Raw genomic sequence first — 18,563 nt, 5'->3', positions numbered from 1 at the left:
TAGACTATTTTATGTTTCCACTAAGGTTAAAAAAATTTATAAAAAAGAAACATTATGATTTATGTTTACATACACAAATTGATAAAATTAGTTTGGAAATTTTGAAAAAATACTGCAAAAAAATTAATATTAAATTAATATATGATGCAGTTGAGTGGTTTTCACCAGAGCAATTTAAAAGAGGTGATAAATCAATAAGTTATAAAAGAAATGATTCATATAATACAAAATGGATAGATAAACAATATTATGTTATTGCAATTAGTGAGTATTTAAAGAAACATTTTTTAGATAGGAATATAAAAGTGCTTAAGATACCGGTTATCTTAGATGTTCAAAATATTATTTCTAAAAAAAATATTTCAAATGATAAACTAGTTATCATGTATGCAGGATCTCCAGGAAAAAAAGACTATTTATTTGAAATTTTAAATGGAATTTTATTATTGAAAAAAGAAGAGCAAAGAAAATTAAAGTTTATTATTATAGGAGTAACTAGAGAACAATTAGTAAATATATGTAGTGTTGAAAATAATATTATTGATAAATTATCTGAGGTTATTGAAATAAAAGGGCGAATCTCTCGGGCAGATGTTTTATGTGAATTAGAAAAAGCAAATTTTACAATTTTGATAAGATCAGAAAAGCAACGTTATGCAAAAGCTGGATTTCCAACAAAATTTGTTGAAAGTTTAGCAACTGGAACACCAGTTATTTCTAATTTAACATCTGATTTAAATGATTATTTAATAGATAAAACAAATAGTATTGTTGTTGATTCATGTGATGAGAGAAGTATTTGTATTGCAATAAAAAGAGCACTAGCACTAAGTAACAATGAAAAAGTATATATGTGTCAAGAGGCGAGAAAAACAGCAATTAATTATTTCGATTATCGATTATTTATAACCCCAATTAAAAATTTTATATTTGAAATTGGAAAAGGAGAAGCAAATGATAACTTTAAAAAAATTAAAAATTAATGATATTTTTATTGGATTGATTTTATTCTTATTTTCAATGAATTTTATTAACATGGAAAGCAGATTAGTTTTAGTTTTATTTTTATCTGTTTTTTTATTATATAAATGCATTTGTATTCCGAAAAAAAGTATATTATTGATATTATTTTCAATATTATTTTATATTATGTCAGTTTATTATCATAGAGAATTTTTAACATATTATGTTTTACCTTATTTACTAGCACCTACGATGGGATATTTAGTAGGTTCTACGATAATAAATAAATGTTCATTTGAAAATTTAGATAATATGGTACGTTATTATATTTTTATTATAGTCTTTGGAAGATTTACGCATGTTTTTATGAATATGATAATTTCAGGAGGATTCGTCGATTATAATAGGAATGGTATGGATATTTGGACAAATAGCGTAATTGCTGCAACTGGACAAGGTGCTTTAATGTCGTTATGTATATCGTTATTATTTTACATGTTGTTTGTTGTGAATAGGAAAAATAATTTTAAAATGAAAATTATATTATTTATTGCAGTTATTTTTGCTATTTATAATAGTTTAGTTACAGCATCTAGGACAGCATTAATAATAATGATAATAGTTTTTGTGGTAAATATTTTTTGTACTGTAATAATGAGAAGTCAAGATAGTAAATTGAAAATAAAACGTATTTTTAAAATATCAATATTTGTAGTGATAGCTGTATTACTTTATTCTAATAATGCTTTTCAAATCAAAGAAAGATGGGAAAATACACCATTATATGAAAGAATTTCTGATGAAACAGGATATCAATCCGGTGATGAATATCGAAAGGAAAGTTTATTTAAAACAATTGAAGAGGCATATAAATATCCTTTTGGAGATGGGTCATTAGATACAACCCATAACTTATGGTTTGATGTTTTAAAGCAAGTTGGATGGTTTCCTTTTATATTATTGGTAACATTTACTGTTGTAGCTATTCATGACGTATTAAAAATAGTAAAAAATAGTAGTATATTATTAGAAAATAAATATTTGATATTAAGTATTTGTTGTGCTTTTTTAATAAATTTCTTCGTAGAACCAGTTTTTAAAGGAATGCCATATTATTTTGTTGATTTCTGTATTTTTGCAGGAATGTTAAATATCTATGCAAAAAGAAAAGGTAGCTATTATATAAACATCAGAAAGGATGATGTATAATGCAATCAAATTTTTCACGTTCAATAAAAAACATTGTATTAACTATGTTTTGTCAAAGTTGTACATTAATTCTTAGTTTTGTTTCTAGAAGTATTTTTATTCGATTTCTTTCTGCAGAATACTTAGGGATAAATGGACTATTTTCAAATGTATTAACAATATTATCATTTACTGAATTGGGTATTGGTAATGTAATGGTATATAGTTTATATGAGCCAATAAAGAAAAAAAAATATGATAAAATTAATGCCTTATTATTATTATATAAAAAAGCATATCATATAATTGCTACTGTAATGCTTGTTGCTGGATTATTAGTTACTCCATTTATTAATTATTTAATAAAAGAAAAACCAAGTATCCCAGAAGACATACATCTTTTATTTGTATTATATTTATTGAACACTGTTGTATCATATTTTTGTACATATAAAAAATCTATGCTATTGGCTGATCAAAAATCATATATTAATAATTTAGTGGCTAATTTTGCACACATTAGTCTTATGATAGTTCAATCAATCATTCTTTATTTTACACATTCTTTTATTTTATATCTATTATGTCAAATCCTATGTACACTAATGATTAATGTTATTTTGACTGTAATTGTTAACAAACAATATCCGTATGTTTTATTAGCACCTAAAAATCAGTTGTCAAAAGATGAAAAAAAAGAAATTTTTGTTAATATTAAGGCGTTAGCAATATCAAAAGTTTGTGGTATTGTCTCGAGTGGTACAGATAATATAATTATTTCAAAAATGTTTGGTCTTTTACAGGTAGGTATCATTTCAAATTATTTAATGGTTATTAATTCAGTAAATAACATATTTTATAATGCATTAACAAGTATTTCATCTAGTGTTGGAAACTTTAATGTTGATAGTTCTGTTCAAGAAAAAAGAAATATTTTTGATGAATTATTTTTATCAGTTTATTTTTTATATAGTTTTGTTTGTGTATGTTTATTAGTTTTAATGAAACCATTTATTATTCTTTGGTTAGGTGATTTATATTTGATATCCTCATTTACTTTAATTTCGCTTGTTTTTTCAATTTATGTAAGTGGTATAAATTACAGTATATATGTTTTTAGAACAACTGAAGGATATTTTAAAGAGGTACAGTATATATATGTTCTTTCAGCAATTTGTAACATATTTTTATCTATTTTATTAGGAAAACTATGGGGAATAGAGGGAGTTTTTGTTGCTACATGGATGTCTAAATTATTTCTTACAGAAGTTTCTGATAGTTATTATACATATGTAAAAATATTGCATAGGAAACATATATCATATTTTTACCGTTATCTATTTTTTTTATTTATTTGTGTAATTAATGCTTTAATATGCTTTTTAGTTGTTAATTCTATATCTTTTAACGGATGGATGGGACTTATTTTAAAAGGTGTTATTTGTGGGAGTGTGAACATCATATTTAATATACTAGTATTTTTTCATCGTAAGGAATTTAGAGCAATTATTAATCGTTATTTAAATCTCATAAGAAAGACAACTATATTAAAGTCAAGTAGTAGATTATGAAATAGTATGAAAATAAATTACTTGAAAATATAGTATTTGATCTTTGAAATTGTGAATGAAAAAATGTTAAAAAGAACTATCGTAAAAATAGCTTATTTTAATAGAATTTAGTTCGATAAATATTTTGATTATTTAAGAGAATTTATATCAAAAGTAATATGATTTATTTCAAGATGATAAATGATTCTTAAAAGTTTTCTTACACAATGACCTAAAGCGCAAAGATGTCCTTTACCTTGACTTCGTTTTAAATGATAGTAGTTATTAAATGCAGGGTTGTGGCGTATTACAGGTATGATGACTCGATAAAGTGTTGCCCTTAGATATTTAGAACCTTTCTTGGTTATGGCTGTTTTATCAGCTGAAAATTCGCCAGATTCACTGATATATGGATTCACACCTGCAAATTTAATTAATTTTCCTGCATTTGAGTATTTACTTATATCACCAAGTTCAGCTAAAATAGAAGTACCAGTAATAATTGATATTCCTGGTATTGATGTGATAGAAGAATCTTGTGTGATGGCGAGTTCTTCTATTTTTTTATCTAATTCTTCAATTTGAGAGTTTATTAAATCAATACTGGAAATAACCGATTGAATGATAAAAGAAATAGAAACATCATGAATACCCACAGAATTAGAAGCTAATTCTTTTAAGTCTTCTGCTGAGAAGATATTACAGTATTTAAAACATTTTCTTAAAGAACGAATATCTGTATGTGCAATGGTATAGGCATCACCATATTTTCTTAAAATATTTAAATATGTAATGGTGTATTCATTATTAAATAATGTATTAAATTCAGGAAAAACAATATCAATATGTCTTTGAAGAATATTCTTCTTACGATTCATTTCAATTGTCAATTGTGTACGATAGCGCGTTAATTCTTTGGCCTCCTTTAATTTCTCATCTTGAATAGAGATGATGCGATAGTAATCTTTATCTAGGAGAGCTTTGGTAATTAAAATAGCATCTTCTTTATCGCTTTTAACAGTTTTTAAAGAAGCTTTTCTAAGGTTCTTAGTGGTAATAGGATTGATTAAAGCAACTTTATAACCTTTAGCCAATAAGCAGCTTTCAATGGCAAAGTTATAGTGTCCGGTATCTTCCATACCGATTAAAAGTTCATCTTGTGTGTATTTATTAAGTTCGTCATAAAATTTTTGAAATCCATCTTTATTGTTTTTGAATAAAAAAGGATCACATAAAGATTCGCCAGTAGAAGCATCCATGATAAAAGCGGCATGTTTATATTTGGCAATGTCAATTCCAACAAGTTTCATAATTATCAATTCCTTTCTTAAGATGATTTGTGATTGTGAAATCAGATCCACTTCAAAGGTATCAAAAACCTGGTGTGTTCATAATTCAAAAGACTCATACAACTAATAATAAATGCGATACAAAGAAGTGGTAAGATCCTTTCTGAAAAGTCAAAGCAATAAGGAAAAAAATACAAATCCACATTCACAATTACACATTTTAACACAACCTGAAGTGATACCAAATAATTCAGGTAGAAAGGAGAATTGGTATATTAGATTTATTACTCTTTGTATGAGTAACTTCAATATACCAGGAAAAATAAGATATGAATACCCCTCTAATTAGTATTATAGTACCTGTTTATAATGTTCAAAAGCATTTAAGAAGATGCTTAGATAGTATTATCCAACAGACATATGAAAATTTTGAATGTATTCTTATTAATGATGGTTCGACAGATGGAAGTGGTGAAATTTGTGATGAGATTGCTAAACAAGATAAAAGATTTATTGTTATACATCAGCAAAATGCAGGATTATCTGTTGCGAGAAATAATGCTCTCTTAATGGCCAAAGGTGATTATGTTTCATTTGTTGATAGTGATGACTATATTTTACCACAATATCTTAATAGCTTATTGAATGCAATTATAAGTACCGATTCAGATATTTCTAAATGTGATTATTTTAGAGGAAAACTTACGAAGGATAAGGATACTTACGATGTTTCGGTAGTAAATTCTAAAAAATTTACGAGAGAAGTTTTATTGGATAAGGTTGGAAGTCAGCTTTGGCAATATATGTACAAAAAATCACTTTGGAATGACATAGTTAGTCCAGCAGGAAGGTATGCTCAAGATATGATGATATTGCATAAAATTACAAATAGAGCAAAAAAAATAGCTGTAATTGATCAAAAACTATATTTTTATTATATCGATAGGAATGACAGTACATCAAATGATTCCAAAAAAAAGGTGAAAGGAGCTTTTGATCGAGCAATTGCATTTAAAAATAGATATTTATTTGCAAAGGAGTTCGGTTATGAAGATTGTTGTAATAAGCTAATAAAAAATGTAATGGATTTTTATAATAATGCGTTAACATTAAAAAAACATACAAATGATTTATATTTAGATGATATGAAAGATTTATCATCATTTTTAAAACAAGAATTAAAATTTCAACAACAAAATAAAGAAATAGGATTTAAGTACATACTTCTTGGTTATCTATTAGGCTACTCACCTAACATGTATTGTAGATTGAAAGGAAAATCAGAATGATAATTGCATTTTTTTCAAATTATTTATCACATCATCAATTACCATTTTCAGAAGAAATGAATAAGATTAGAGATTGTGAATATTATTTTATTTCATGTGAACCATTTAATGATGAAAGAATTAAATTAGGATGGAAAAGTGAAAATAAAAAAAATTATGAGTTGCGTCCATACGAATCACAAGAAGACTATATTAAAGCAAAGAAATTAGCATTAGATTGCGATATAATGATTTGGGGATCAGCCAGTTATGAATATATAAAAATTCGAAAGAAGAGTGGAAAAATATATTTTAGATATTCAGAAAGACTTTTAAAATCAGGGATAAAAAAAAGTATTTTATCATTAAATTTTATACGATATATTAAATTAAATATATTACTAAGAAGTAAAAATGCTTATTTATTAAGTGCTAGTGCGTATGCACCTTTTGACTATAAAATTACTATGGGAAAATTTGCTAATATGTATAAATGGGGTTATTTTCCTGAGACAAAACAGTATGAAAGTATTGATAACTTAATTTTAAACAAAGATAAAATATCTATTTTATGGACAGGTCGTTTAATTGAGTGGAAACATCCAGAGTTTGCAATAGAATTATCAAAAAAATTAAAAGATAATGGAGTTGAATTTAATTTAAATATTATTGGTGATGGGCCATTAAAAATTCAACTCTCTGAAATGATTAAACATTTTAATTTGAAAGCAGAAATTCATTTACTTGGTGCTATGACTACTGAGGAAGTAAGGATGTATATGGAAAAAAGTAAGTTTTTTTTATTCACATCTGATTATAATGAGGGATGGGGTGCTGTATTAAATGAGGCAATGAATAGTGGATGTGTTGTATTCAGTAGTGATGCAATAGGTTCTACAAAATACTTGATTGAAGATGGAATTAATGGTTTTGAATATTGTGATGGAAATATGGATGATTTAATAAATAAGTTTAAATGCATATATAATGACATAGAAAAAAGTCATGAGATTGGCAAAAATGCATATTTGACAATTAAAACAAAATGGTCTGCTAAAGAATCGGCATTAAGATTTTTTAAACTATGTCAATGTGTAACGGCAGATAAAAATTATAATATAAAGGATGGACCGTTAAGTAAAGCCAAAGTAATTATACCAAAAAAGATATGGTAATCTAGAATGGCGAAAGGAGAATGATTTGTGAAAATTGTACACATAAATGGTGTATTTAAAAGCGGAAGTACTGGAGCGATTATATCATCTATTAATGATGTTTTAAAAAAAAATAATATTGAATGTGTAGTATGTTATGGGATTGGTCCTAAAAGAAATGGTGCTTTTAAATTTTGTTATAGATATGAGCAGGCACTATATAGAAGAGTTTCTAAATTGATTGGATTAAGATATGGCTTTGCGCCATTTTCAACATTGCGACTTATAAATTTTTTAAAAAAATCAGAAGCAGATATTGTTCATTTACACTCGATTAATGGAAATTGTGTGAATATACATAAGCTTTTAAAGTGGCTAAAAAAAATAATATACCTACTATCATCACAAATCATGCTGAATTTTTTTATACAGGTAATTGCACTTCAACATATGGATGCAAACAATATAAATCTGAGTGTTATATGTGTCAAAATAAAGTTTGGGCAACAGATAATGCATTGATAAAAAATACACATAGAGCATGGGAAAAAATGAAAGATGCATTTTGTGGATTTAAGGAATTAACCATTGTTTCTGTCTCACCATATGGTAAACAACAATCTAGGAATTCGCCAATCTTAAAATCTTATGTGCATGAAGTTATTTTAAATGGAGTAAACACATCTATTTTTTATCCGAGTTTTGATATAAATATTAGAGATAAGTTAGGAATTAGATCAAAAAAAATATATCTTTTTGTGACGTCTGAATTTTCTGAAAAGAAAGAACATTTAAAAGGTGGATATTATTTGTTAAAATTAGCAGAAAATATGCTTCAAGAAGATTGTATGTTCATTGTAATAGGGAGTGGAAATACTGCTTTATCAAGTAATTACTCCAATATAATATTCATTAACCATATAGAAGATAAGAAATTATTAGCTTGTTATTATTCTCAAGCTGATATACTTCTTTCATTAAGTAAATCAGAAACATTTGGTATGACATGTGCTGAAGCATTATGTTGTGGTACACCGGTTGTTGGATTTCGTTCAGGAGGTCCTGAGAGTATTGTATTACCTGAGTATAGTTATTTTACAAGATATGGTGATATTAATGATTTAGAAAAACATATGCACATAATTTCTGATAAATGCAAATTTCAAAAAAATAAAATAAGCGTAGATGCAAGGCAAACATATGATTCAAATCGTATGGCAACTGAATATCTAAAACTCTATAGAAAAATTTATAAAAATATTTGAAAGGGGAATTAATATGTCAATAATAGGTCAGTTATTAGATAAATATTATCAAATAAAAAAGCCATTAGCATATGCAAAGAAAAAGGGTGTTAATTTTACTGGTGAAGGGAAAGTAACAATTTATGGAAAATGTTCATATGGCTCAGAGCCATGGATTATATCGATTGGAGATAATGTTTATATAACAAATAACTGTGTATTTATTACGCATGATGGTGGTACATTACTTTTTAGAAAAGAAATTCCTGATTTAGAAATTACAAAACCGATTATTATTAAAGATAATGTATATATTGGTAATAATGTAACAATTTTGCCTGGTGTAACAATTGGAACAAATGTTGTTATAGGTGCTTGTTCGGTTGTTACAAAAGATATTCCTGATAATTGTGTATACGCAGGTAATCCTGCACGCTATATTAAAGGTATTGATGAATATAAGGAGAACTTGATAAATAATTCACTTCATTTAGGTCATCTAGTGGGTAAAGAAAAAGACGACGCTTTAAAGAAATATTATGGATATGATAAAATTTAAACTGGTCATAAAATATAATAGTAAAATTTATATATAATCAAATTTATAGGTATAAACATATTTTTACTACAATATATGTTTTTTTTATAAAATATGTAAAACTAGCGAAAGGAATTTTTATTAAGATGAATTATTGTAAAAAAATATTGATTACAGGTTCAGCAGGTTTCATCGGTTCTAACCTTATTTTAAGATTATTGAAAGATTATGAAGATATTCATATTATCGGTATCGATAATATGAGTGATTATTATGATGTTTCGATAAAGGAATATCGTTTAAAGAAAATAGAAGATTTAGTAGAAAAGACCAATAATAAATGGTCTTTTTATATTGGCAATATTGCTGATAAAAATCTGATTGATAAGATCTTTGATGAGCATAAACCAGATATTGTTGTTAATTTGGCTGCTCAGGCAGGTGTCAGATATTCGATTTCTAATCCTGATGCTTATATCGAAAGCAATTTGATTGGATTCTATAATATTTTAGAAGCATGTAGACATTCCTATGATAATGGTCAAAAAGGTGTTGATCATTTAGTATATGCATCAAGTTCATCTGTATACGGTTCTAATAAAAAAGTACCGTACAGTACAGATGATAAAGTTGATAATCCAGTCAGTTTATATGCTGCTACTAAAAAATCTAATGAACTGATGGCACATGCCTATAGTAAATTATACAATATCCCATCAACTGGTCTTAGATTCTTTACAGTATATGGACCAGCAGGCAGACCAGATATGGCATATTTTGGATTTACTAATAAATTAAGAAATAATGAGACAATTAAAATTTTTAATTACGGTAACTGTAAAAGAGATTTTACTTATATTGATGATATAGTGGAAGGTATTGTAAGGGTAATGAAAAAAGCACCTGAAAAGAAAAAAGGTGAAGATGGTTTACCGATACCGCCATATAAAGTATATAACATCGGTAATAATCACCCAGAAAATTTATTAGAATTTGTTGATATATTACAGCAGGAACTGATCAGTGCAGGAGTATTGCCGAAGGATTATGATTTTGAGGCACATAAGGAACTGATAGCAATGCAGCCAGGGGATGTACCGATAACATATGCAGATACAACACCATTGGAACAGGATTTTGGGTTTAAACCAAGTACATCATTAAGAGATGGACTTAGAAAATTTGCTAGATGGTATAAAGAATTTTATATGGGAGATGAATAAAATGAAAATAGCAGTGGCAGGAACAGGATATGTAGGATTAAGTATTTCTACATTACTAGCACAACATCATGAAGTTGTAGCTTTGGATATCATTAAAGAAAAGGTAGATATGATCAATAATCATATTTCACCTATTCAGGATAAAGAAATTGAAGAATTTTTAAAAACTAAAGATTTGAATTTAAAAGCAACTCTTGATAAAGAAGTTGCTTTTAAAAATGCCAAATTTGTGATTATCAGTACACCTACAAACTATGATGAAAATAAAAACTATTTTGATACATCAAGTGTTGAAGAAACAATTGAAAGTGTCTTAAAGATTAATCCAGAAGCTATCATAGTCATCAAATCAACGATACCGGTAGGCTTTACAAAAACTATGAAAGAAAAATACAGTATTGACAATCTGATGTTTTCACCGGAATTTTTAAGAGAAGGAAGAGCATTATATGATAACTTATATCCTTCAAGAATCGTAGTTGGTGAAAAAAGTGAAAGAGCAAAAGAATTTGCTTCACTGTTAGCGCAGGGTGCTGTTAAAAAAGATATTCCAATGTTGTTTACAGACAGTACAGAAGCAGAAGCAATCAAATTATTTGCTAATACATATTTAGCATTAAGAGTTTCATATTTCAATGAACTGGATACATATGCAGAAATGAAAGGGCTGAATACTAAAGAAATAATTGATGGGGTATGTTTAGATCCAAGAATAGGAAATCATTACAATAATCCATCATTTGGATATGGAGGATACTGCTTACCAAAAGATACCAAGCAGTTAAAGGCAAATTATAAGGATGTCCCAGAAAATTTAATCAGTGCTATCGTACAGTCAAACAGTACCAGAAAAGATCACATAGCTCAGGAGATAATCGATAAAAAGCCAAAAGTAGTAGGAATCTATCGTTTGACAATGAAATCAGGCTCAGATAATTTCAGAGCAAGTGCAATTCAGGAAATCATGAAAAGAATCAAGGCCAAAGGAATTGAAGTAGTAGTATATGAACCGACATTGAAAGAAGATAATTTCTTTAACAGCAGGGTAATTAATGATATAGAAAAATTCAAATCAGTAAGTGATGTAATAGTAGTAAACAGAGTGAATGAAGAATTAAAAGATGTAAAAGAAAAGATATATACAAGAGATCTGTATAAAAGAGACTAAGGGGGAATGTATATGACACAATTTAAAGATAAAACATTACTGATTACCGGAGGAACTGGTTCCTTCGGTAATGCAGTATTAAACAGATTTCTAGAAACTGATATCAAAGAAATCAGAGTGTTTTCTAGAGATGAATTAAAACAGGATAATATGAGACATGAATATCAGGCTAAATATCCTGATGTTTTTCATAAACTTAAGTTTTATATCGGTGATGTCCGTGATATAAACAGTATCAAAAATGCTATGCATGGTGTTGATTATGTCTATCATGCAGCCGCTTTAAAACAGGTACCATCTTGTGAGTTTTTTCCAATTGAAGCTGTTAAGACAAATGTCTTGGGAACTGAAAATGTCTTAACTGCAGCAATTGAAAGTGGAGTCAAAAGAGTAGTATGTCTATCAACAGATAAAGCAGCTTATCCTGTAAATGCAATGGGAACAAGCAAGGCAATGATGGAAAAAGTAATTGTTGCTAAGTCTAGAACAGTAGATCCAGATAAAACAGCAATCATGTGTACAAGATATGGAAATGTATTAGCATCAAGAGGTAGTGTAGTACCTCTTTTTATTAACCAGATAAAAGAAGGAAATGATCTAACTGTAACCGATCCAACGATGACAAGATTTGTAATGACATTGGAAGAAGCAGTAGATTTAGTATTATTTGCATTTGAAAATGGAGAAAGCGGAGATATCTTTGTACAAAAGGCACCGGCATGTACAATTGAAGTATTAGCTAAGGCGGTAAAGGAATTATTTAATGCCGATAATGAAATCAAGGTAATAGGAATCAGACATGGAGAAAAGATGTATGAAACACTATTAACAGATGAAGAGTGTGCCAATGCAATTGACTTAGGAAACTTCTATCGAGTACCGGCTGATAAAAGAGACTTGAACTATGACAAATATTTCTTTGAAGGAATGGTGAAAAATACATTAACACAGTTCAATTCAAATAATACAAGACTGATGACCTTAAAAGAAGTAAAAGAAAAATTAATGGAAGTCAAGTTAGTAAGAGATGAACTGAATGAATGGGAGAATAAATAAAATGAAGATCTTGATAACAGGAGCTAAAGGTTGGATTGTCAACACTTTTTTGGACAATTTCTATGAGAACATCCTAAATTCAACTGGTGTCTTATAGCCAAGTGAACCATGTATCCTCACATTATTATACCAGTTTACATAATCAAATAATTCTAGTTCCAGTTCTTCAAAACTTTCAAACCTTTTATTAAATGCAAACTCTGTTTTTATAATTTTATATGTTGCTTCAGCAACTGCATTATCATACGGACATCCTTTAGCACTTAATGACCTGTTTATATTAAATGCCTTTAATGCATTTTCAATATCTTCATTTTTGAATTCATTTCCTCGATCACTGTGAAACAAATCTATTTTTCGTAAATCATATTTTATTGAATAGAGTGCTTTTTCTACTAACTTGGCATTTTTATTCTTACTGGCTGCATATCCTACAATCTCTCTGTTATATAGATCTAACATAAGACATATATAATTCCATTTTCCATCCACATTAACATACGTCAGATCACTAACTACTACCTTCATTCTCTCTTTTTGATTAAAATTACGATTGAGTCTATTTTCTATATTATCATTATTACATGCTGCGTGATGTACTTTATACTGTTTAACTGTATAGCTTGATACTAAGCCATTTTCCTGCATAATACGTCTAATTCTTCTTTTACTGACAATATGGCCCAGTTTAGCCAATTCTATTTTAATCTTTCTTGAACCATAGTTGTTTCGACTGTTTTTAAATATTTCTTTTACTAAAGCAGTCAGATAATGATCATTGGATTTTTTCTTATTTAATTTATTATTACGATTATAATATAATGATGATCTAGGTATATCTAGTAATTTACACATTGCGCTGACCGGATATTTATCTGCATTGGAAATGATAACATTTATTTTCGTCCCATGATCAGCGCTGCTTGCTTTAAAATATCATTTTCCATCTTCAGTCGCTGATTTTCCTTGCGGAGTCTGATTAGTTCTTTTTCTTCATCACTGCGGTTGTCCTCGACATGGAACGAACCAGTATTATTGTACTTTTTGATCCATGAAGATAAAGCAGATGGAGTCAGTTCATATTCACGAACCAGCTCAGCTCTTGGTTTTCCGCTGTTGTATAATTCGACCATTTTCTGTTTAAATTCATCACTGTAAGTTCTTCTTTCTCTTGCCATTTCAGATTACCTCATTTCTTGATTTTCTATTGTAACAGTTCTCTTAAAAACTGTCCAATTTAGTGTAACCTATCCAGGTTTTGTAGGACAAAACCTTGCGGCTTCATTAAAAAATATCAAAGATGGTAAAGATCGAACTAGACCATCATTAAATATTGAAGATATCTATGAATATGATATCGACAGTGATGAGTCACTGTTAGATACATACTGTAAAGACTGTGATTTTGTCTTTAATTTAGCTGGAGTTAATCGTCCTAAAGACCAAAGTGAATTTATGAAAGGTAACTTTGGTTTTGTCAGCAAGCTGTTAGATACATTAAAGAAATATGATAATAAATGTGGTGTGATGCTTTCATCATCTATTCAGGCAACATTGATTGGACGATATGCAGACAGTGATTATGGAAAAAGTAAGCTTGCAGGAGAAAATCTGTTTTTTAATTATGCAAATGAAATAGGTATAAAAGTATATGTATATCGTTTTCCTAATCTGTTTGGTAAGTGGTGCAGACCAAATTATAACAGTGCAGTAGCAACATTCTGTTACAATTATGCTCATGATTTAGAGATTCAGGTAAATGATGCAAGTGTTGAACTTGAATTATTATATATTGATGATCTAGTTAATGAAATGCTTGATATTTTAGAAGGCAAAGAACATCATTGTATATTTGACGGAGTTGATGCAATTGAAGATAAAGACGGAAAATACTGTTATGTACCGACAACTCATAAAGCAACATTAGGACATATTGTTGAACTGTTAGACAGCTTCAAAGCACAGCCAAATACCTTAGTTATGCCGGAGATCCCAAATAACAGCTTTGCAAAGAAACTGTACAGTACATATTTATCATATTTACCAGAGGAAAAAACAATATTTCCTTTGAAAATGAATATCGATGAAAGAGGAAGTTTTACTGAATTACTTAAAACAAAAAACTGTGGACAGTTTTCAGTCAATATTAGTAAACCAGGAATCACAAAAGGACAGCACTGGCATCACAGCAAGTGGGAGTTCTTTATTGTTGTATCGGGACATGGACTGATTCAGGAAAGAAAGATCGATAGTGATGAGGTAATTGAGTTTGAGGTATCAGGTGATAAGATTGAAGCAATTCATATGTTACCAGGATATACACATAACATCATTAATTTATCAGATAGTGAAGATCTAGTAACAGTAATGTGGGCAAATGAATCATTTGATCCAGAACATCCTGATACATTTTTTGAAAAAGTATAACGTAACGACATCTTTTTTTCGTATATAGTTACTGAAGGATAATATTACAGTCGTGTCATTGTAATAAGAAAAAAACTTTAGTATTATATATTTAAGGATGTGATAGTTATGATGATGGAAATGTTTTTAGATGAACAAAAGGCAAGAAAATATAATATCAATATAGATGAATGTTATTTAGAAGTGGATCAATTTTTTGAAAAACGTGGTGTAAAGAAAGTTGAAAAAGGTGTGTACAAAGGAACTAAAGACGCTCTTTTTGCAATGGTTAAAGCACAGTGGGAATTACCTAAAACACCATGGTTTTTAAAAATAGTAGATAGCTGGTATTTTAGATATGTTGGTGATACGATTGAATGTCGAGAAGATGCATTAGAATCTTATTATAGAATTTTCACGAAGAACAATGATTACAAAAACGCGAAAAGCTATTAATTTTGACTTAGATAATAATTTATTGAAACAGAATTATCCTTCAAAAAATTATAAGAATGCTTGGCGAGATATTAAAAAATATTTTGAAGATGAAAATTTTATTCATCGTCAGTATTCAGGCTATGTATCTAAAGATGATATCTTGATGACTGATGTTTTTAATCTTGTTGGCAAGCTATCAAGACAGTATCCATGGTTAAAAATGTCAGTAATGATATTTGATGTAACTATTGTTGGTGATGAATATAATCTTTTGCCAATAATTAAAGATGAAACATAATAAAAATGAGTTAAATTAACTCATTTTTATTATATAAAGGGAGGTATAACTAATGGAAATAACTACAGATTATTCAAATGTTAAATGGCAAGAAAATGATAAATTAAAATTATTGATTATTGTAGGAACTAGACCTGAAATTATTAGATTAGCTGCTGTAATTAATAAATGTCGTAAATACTTTGACTGTATCTTAGCTCATACTGGTCAAAACTATGATTATAATTTAAATGGGATCTTCTTTCATGATTTAAAACTGGATGATCCTGATGTCTATATGAATGCAGTTGGTGATGATCTTGGTGCAACTGTTGGCAATATCATTAACTGTTCTTATAAGCTGATGAATCAAATCAAACCAGATGCATTGCTTATCTTAGGGGATACTAACAGCTGCTTAAGTGCCATCAGTGCTAAAAGATTGCATATCCCTATCTTTCATATGGAAGCTGGAAACAGATGCAAGGATGAATGTCTGCCAGAAGAAACAAATCGAAGAATCGTTGATATCATTTCAGATGTCAATCTGGCATACAGTGAACATGCAAGAAAATACTTACATGAATGTGGACTGCCAAAAGAAAGAGTATATGTAACAGGTTCACCGATGGCCGAAGTATTACATAACAATCTAGAACAGATCAAATCATCAAAGATCTTAGAAAAACTGAATCTAAAAGAAAAAGGCTATATTTTATTAAGTGCTCATCGAGAAGAAAATATCGATACTGAAAAAAACTTCTTATCGCTGTTTAATGCTATCAATAAAATGGCAGAAAAATATGATATGCCAATATTATATTCATGCCATCCAAGAAGCAAAAAAAGACTAAAAGAATCAGGATTCAAACTAGATTCAAGAGTAATTCAACATGAACCGTTAGGATTTCATGACTACAATAACTTACAGATGAATGCCTTTGCAGTAGTAAGTGACAGTGGAACATTACCAGAAGAAAGCAGTTTTTTTACATCAATAGGGAAATCGTTTCCAGCGATCTGTATACGAACAAGTACAGAAAGACCAGAAGCGTTAGATAAAGCGTGCTTTATCTTAGCAGGGATAGATGAAAAATCATTATTACAGGCAGTAGATGTAGCAGTAGAGGTGAATGGCAATAGTGATATAGGAATACCGGTACCTGACTATATAGAAGAGAATGTAAGTACAAAGGTAGTAAAACTGATACAGTCATATACTGGAGTAGTTAATAAGATGGTATGGAGAAAATATTAATGTTAACCTAGTTTAAGACTAGGTTATTTTTTTGTTTGAAATAGTGGAGTTTAATTTTATTAGTAATAATCATTTTTTGATGTTAATAATGGATAAGTTAAGTTGACTTTAATTAGAAAGCTTAGTATGATTAATATATATATAGATCATATTTTTACTTATTTAAACTATACTTATTGCAATAGAAAAGGAAGGGACAAAAAATGAAAAAATTATTTAAAAGTGTGTTAACGGTTTTTGTTTCATTAACAATGTTATTTTCATTAACAGTAAATGTTACTGCAATTGAAAATACTGCTAGTAGTGATGAAGAAAGATTGATAAGTGAAATTTTAACTTATTTTTCTTACAGTGAAGGTGATTTCAATGAACATAATGGATGGACTGCTTCGTCAATCACTGCTGATGTCGATATTCAAAGATGTTTAACTGAATTAAAAGAATTAAATCCAGAATTAGGGGAAGCATTTACCAATATTATAGATTACTGGATTTATGCAGATACAACGATGCCAATTTATTCTGATTTTTTACCTGATGGTTTACCAATGGACAATAGTTTATGTATTGTAACTTTAGGATATCAATTAGATCAAACAACAGGTGAAATGCAACAAGAATTAATTGATCGTTTAATAGTTACTTTAAATAGTGCTAATAGATACCCTAATGCATATATTGTAGTAACTGGTGGAGGAACATCACCTGCTGATCCATCTAAGACTGAAGGGGAAGAAATGGCTAAATGGTTGATTGCTAATGGTGTTGATGAAAATCGTATTATTGTAGAAAATAAAGCACCAACTACTGTTGGTAATGCTACTAATACATTTAGATTATTAAAAGAAAAACCAGAAGTTAAGTCAATTGCAATGATTTCTTCATCTTCGCATATTCAAAGAGCTGTAGCAATTTTCCAAGCTGTTTTCCAATTAGAAGCATATAAAGCTAATACTGATGCAATTGAAATTTTAAACAATACAAGTTGTTCAGTTGATCGCCAAGAAACACTAAGTCAACAAATGAATTCAGTTACTGAAGCAATTAATACTTGTTTAAATTCTAAGAATATTGGAATAATTGCAGATCTTAGCCTATCTACACTTGATAGTATTGAAATAACTAATGTAAACGATACTTATAGTAAAGGTGCTAAAGTTGAACCAAAAGTAACTGCGCATTTTACTACACCAGCTGGTGAAAAATATGATTTAGATGTAACAGATAAAGCAGAAATTACTGATATTGATACAAGTAAATTAGGAAACCAAGTATTAAAAGTAACATATAGTTATGGTGATGTAGTAAAAGATGTAAGTAAAACTATTACAGTAGGTACGACAGCTGTTGATACATCTAAAGGCGATAAACCATCAAATACCACAGCTGTAAAAACTGGTGATGAAACGTATGCATTAACATTTGTTAGTTTAATGATGTTGACTGCTTGTGGATATACTTATTTAAGAAGAAAAGAACTATAAAAAATATAATAAGTAAAATTTTTGATTTATATATAAATGTTGCAATAAATATAAAATTA

18 protein-coding genes are annotated in these 18,563 nt (G+C 28.5%); 16 read left to right on the top strand and 2 right to left on the bottom strand.

Annotation, left to right across the window (positions count from 1 at the left end; all coding sequences use genetic code 11):
- Positions 1-11: 11 nt before the first annotated feature.
- The 3 genes from NQ543_RS06905 to NQ543_RS06895 are packed head-to-tail and all read left to right on the top strand — an operon-like array spanning position 12 to position 3,722.
- A complete protein-coding gene (locus tag NQ543_RS06905) occupies positions 12-983 on the top strand; it encodes a glycosyltransferase (RefSeq protein WP_004609257.1) in 972 nt (323 codons plus the stop codon).
- Positions 955-2,172, top strand: coding sequence for an O-antigen ligase family protein (locus NQ543_RS06900; RefSeq protein ID WP_004609256.1), 1,218 nt, complete (start codon positions 955-957; stop codon positions 2,170-2,172). Before NQ543_RS06905 ends, NQ543_RS06900 begins: the two co-directional genes overlap by 29 nt.
- Entirely contained in the window at positions 2,172-3,722 is a 1,551-nt protein-coding gene (locus tag NQ543_RS06895) for a lipopolysaccharide biosynthesis protein (RefSeq protein WP_004609255.1), read from the top strand. The genes NQ543_RS06900 and NQ543_RS06895 overlap by 1 nt, the downstream gene beginning before the upstream one ends.
- Before the next feature lie 128 nt (positions 3,723-3,850).
- Here the strand turns inward: NQ543_RS06895 and NQ543_RS06890 are convergent, their stop codons facing one another.
- Positions 3,851-5,011, bottom strand: coding sequence for an IS110 family RNA-guided transposase (locus NQ543_RS06890; protein WP_004609000.1), 1,161 nt, complete (start codon positions 5,009-5,011; stop codon positions 3,851-3,853).
- Between the two features lie 308 nt (positions 5,012-5,319).
- Here NQ543_RS06890 and NQ543_RS06885 point away from each other — a divergent pair, with 308 nt between their 5' ends.
- From NQ543_RS06885 to NQ543_RS06850, 8 genes are all read left to right on the top strand, one after another.
- On the top strand, positions 5,320-6,279 hold the full coding sequence (locus NQ543_RS06885; RefSeq protein ID WP_004609252.1) for a glycosyltransferase family 2 protein: 960 nt from the start codon (positions 5,320-5,322) through the stop codon (positions 6,277-6,279).
- Complete coding sequence (locus NQ543_RS06880) at positions 6,276-7,433, top strand: glycosyltransferase (protein ID WP_004609251.1); 1,158 nt, start codon at positions 6,276-6,278, stop codon at positions 7,431-7,433. The genes NQ543_RS06885 and NQ543_RS06880 overlap by 4 nt, the downstream gene beginning before the upstream one ends.
- A 27-nt stretch (positions 7,434-7,460) precedes the next feature.
- Positions 7,461-7,934 carry a glycosyltransferase family protein gene (locus NQ543_RS06875; RefSeq protein ID WP_004609250.1) on the top strand — a complete coding sequence of 158 codons (474 nt, stop codon included), beginning with the start codon at positions 7,461-7,463 and terminating at the stop codon, positions 7,932-7,934.
- Positions 7,895-8,677, top strand: a complete 783-nt coding sequence (locus NQ543_RS06870; protein WP_004609249.1) for a glycosyltransferase — start codon at positions 7,895-7,897, stop codon at positions 8,675-8,677. Before NQ543_RS06875 ends, NQ543_RS06870 begins: the two co-directional genes overlap by 40 nt.
- 13 nt (positions 8,678-8,690) lie before the next feature.
- Entirely contained in the window at positions 8,691-9,215 is a 525-nt protein-coding gene (locus NQ543_RS06865) for an acyltransferase (RefSeq protein ID WP_004609248.1), read from the top strand.
- A gap of 125 nt (positions 9,216-9,340) precedes the next feature.
- Positions 9,341-10,417, top strand: a complete 1,077-nt coding sequence (locus NQ543_RS06860) for an NAD-dependent epimerase/dehydratase family protein (protein ID WP_004609247.1) — start codon at positions 9,341-9,343, stop codon at positions 10,415-10,417.
- A gap of 1 nt (position 10,418) precedes the next feature.
- Positions 10,419-11,585 (top strand): nucleotide sugar dehydrogenase, encoded by a 1,167-nt coding sequence (locus NQ543_RS06855; protein WP_039903781.1) that lies wholly within the window; start codon positions 10,419-10,421, stop codon positions 11,583-11,585.
- 12 nt (positions 11,586-11,597) lie between these two features.
- A complete protein-coding gene (locus NQ543_RS06850; RefSeq protein WP_004610418.1) occupies positions 11,598-12,641 on the top strand; it encodes a nucleoside-diphosphate sugar epimerase/dehydratase in 1,044 nt (347 codons plus the stop codon).
- Positions 12,642-12,701: 60 nt separating this feature from the next.
- Here NQ543_RS06850 and NQ543_RS06845 read toward each other — a convergent pair.
- Positions 12,702-13,819, bottom strand: a protein-coding gene (locus NQ543_RS06845) for an IS3 family transposase (protein WP_148344849.1) whose coding sequence is annotated in 2 segments (ribosomal slippage) — positions 12,702-13,573 and positions 13,573-13,819 — 1,119 coding nt in all. Because the reading frame shifts where the segments join, the coding sequence is not laid out codon by codon here.
- 28 nt (positions 13,820-13,847) lie between these two features.
- Here NQ543_RS06845 and NQ543_RS06840 point away from each other — a divergent pair.
- The 5 genes from NQ543_RS06840 (at position 13,848) to NQ543_RS06820 (ending at position 18,504) form a co-directional block, all read left to right on the top strand.
- Positions 13,848-15,068, top strand: a complete 1,221-nt coding sequence (locus NQ543_RS06840) for a polysaccharide biosynthesis C-terminal domain-containing protein (protein ID WP_039903773.1) — start codon at positions 13,848-13,850, stop codon at positions 15,066-15,068.
- 108 nt (positions 15,069-15,176) lie between these two features.
- On the top strand, positions 15,177-15,503 hold the full coding sequence (locus NQ543_RS06835; protein WP_004608753.1) for a hypothetical protein: 327 nt from the start codon (positions 15,177-15,179) through the stop codon (positions 15,501-15,503).
- A complete protein-coding gene (locus NQ543_RS06830) occupies positions 15,475-15,783 on the top strand; it encodes a hypothetical protein (RefSeq protein ID WP_004608752.1) in 309 nt (102 codons plus the stop codon). Before NQ543_RS06835 ends, NQ543_RS06830 begins: the two co-directional genes overlap by 29 nt.
- 52 nt (positions 15,784-15,835) lie before the next feature.
- Positions 15,836-17,020, top strand: a complete 1,185-nt coding sequence (gene wecB / locus NQ543_RS06825; RefSeq protein ID WP_004609242.1) for a non-hydrolyzing UDP-N-acetylglucosamine 2-epimerase — start codon at positions 15,836-15,838, stop codon at positions 17,018-17,020.
- 203 nt (positions 17,021-17,223) lie between these two features.
- The gene (locus NQ543_RS06820; RefSeq protein ID WP_004609241.1) at positions 17,224-18,504 is read left to right on the top strand and encodes a YdcF family protein; all 1,281 of its coding nucleotides are present in this window, start codon (positions 17,224-17,226) and stop codon (positions 18,502-18,504) included.
- Positions 18,505-18,563: the final 59 nt, after the last annotated feature.

Origin of the sequence: Thomasclavelia spiroformis DSM 1552, assembly GCF_025149465.1 — a bacterium.
Lineage (GTDB): Bacteria > Bacillota_I > Bacilli_A > Erysipelotrichales > Coprobacillaceae > Thomasclavelia > Thomasclavelia spiroformis.
This window is presented reverse-complemented; position numbering and strand designations above follow the sequence as displayed.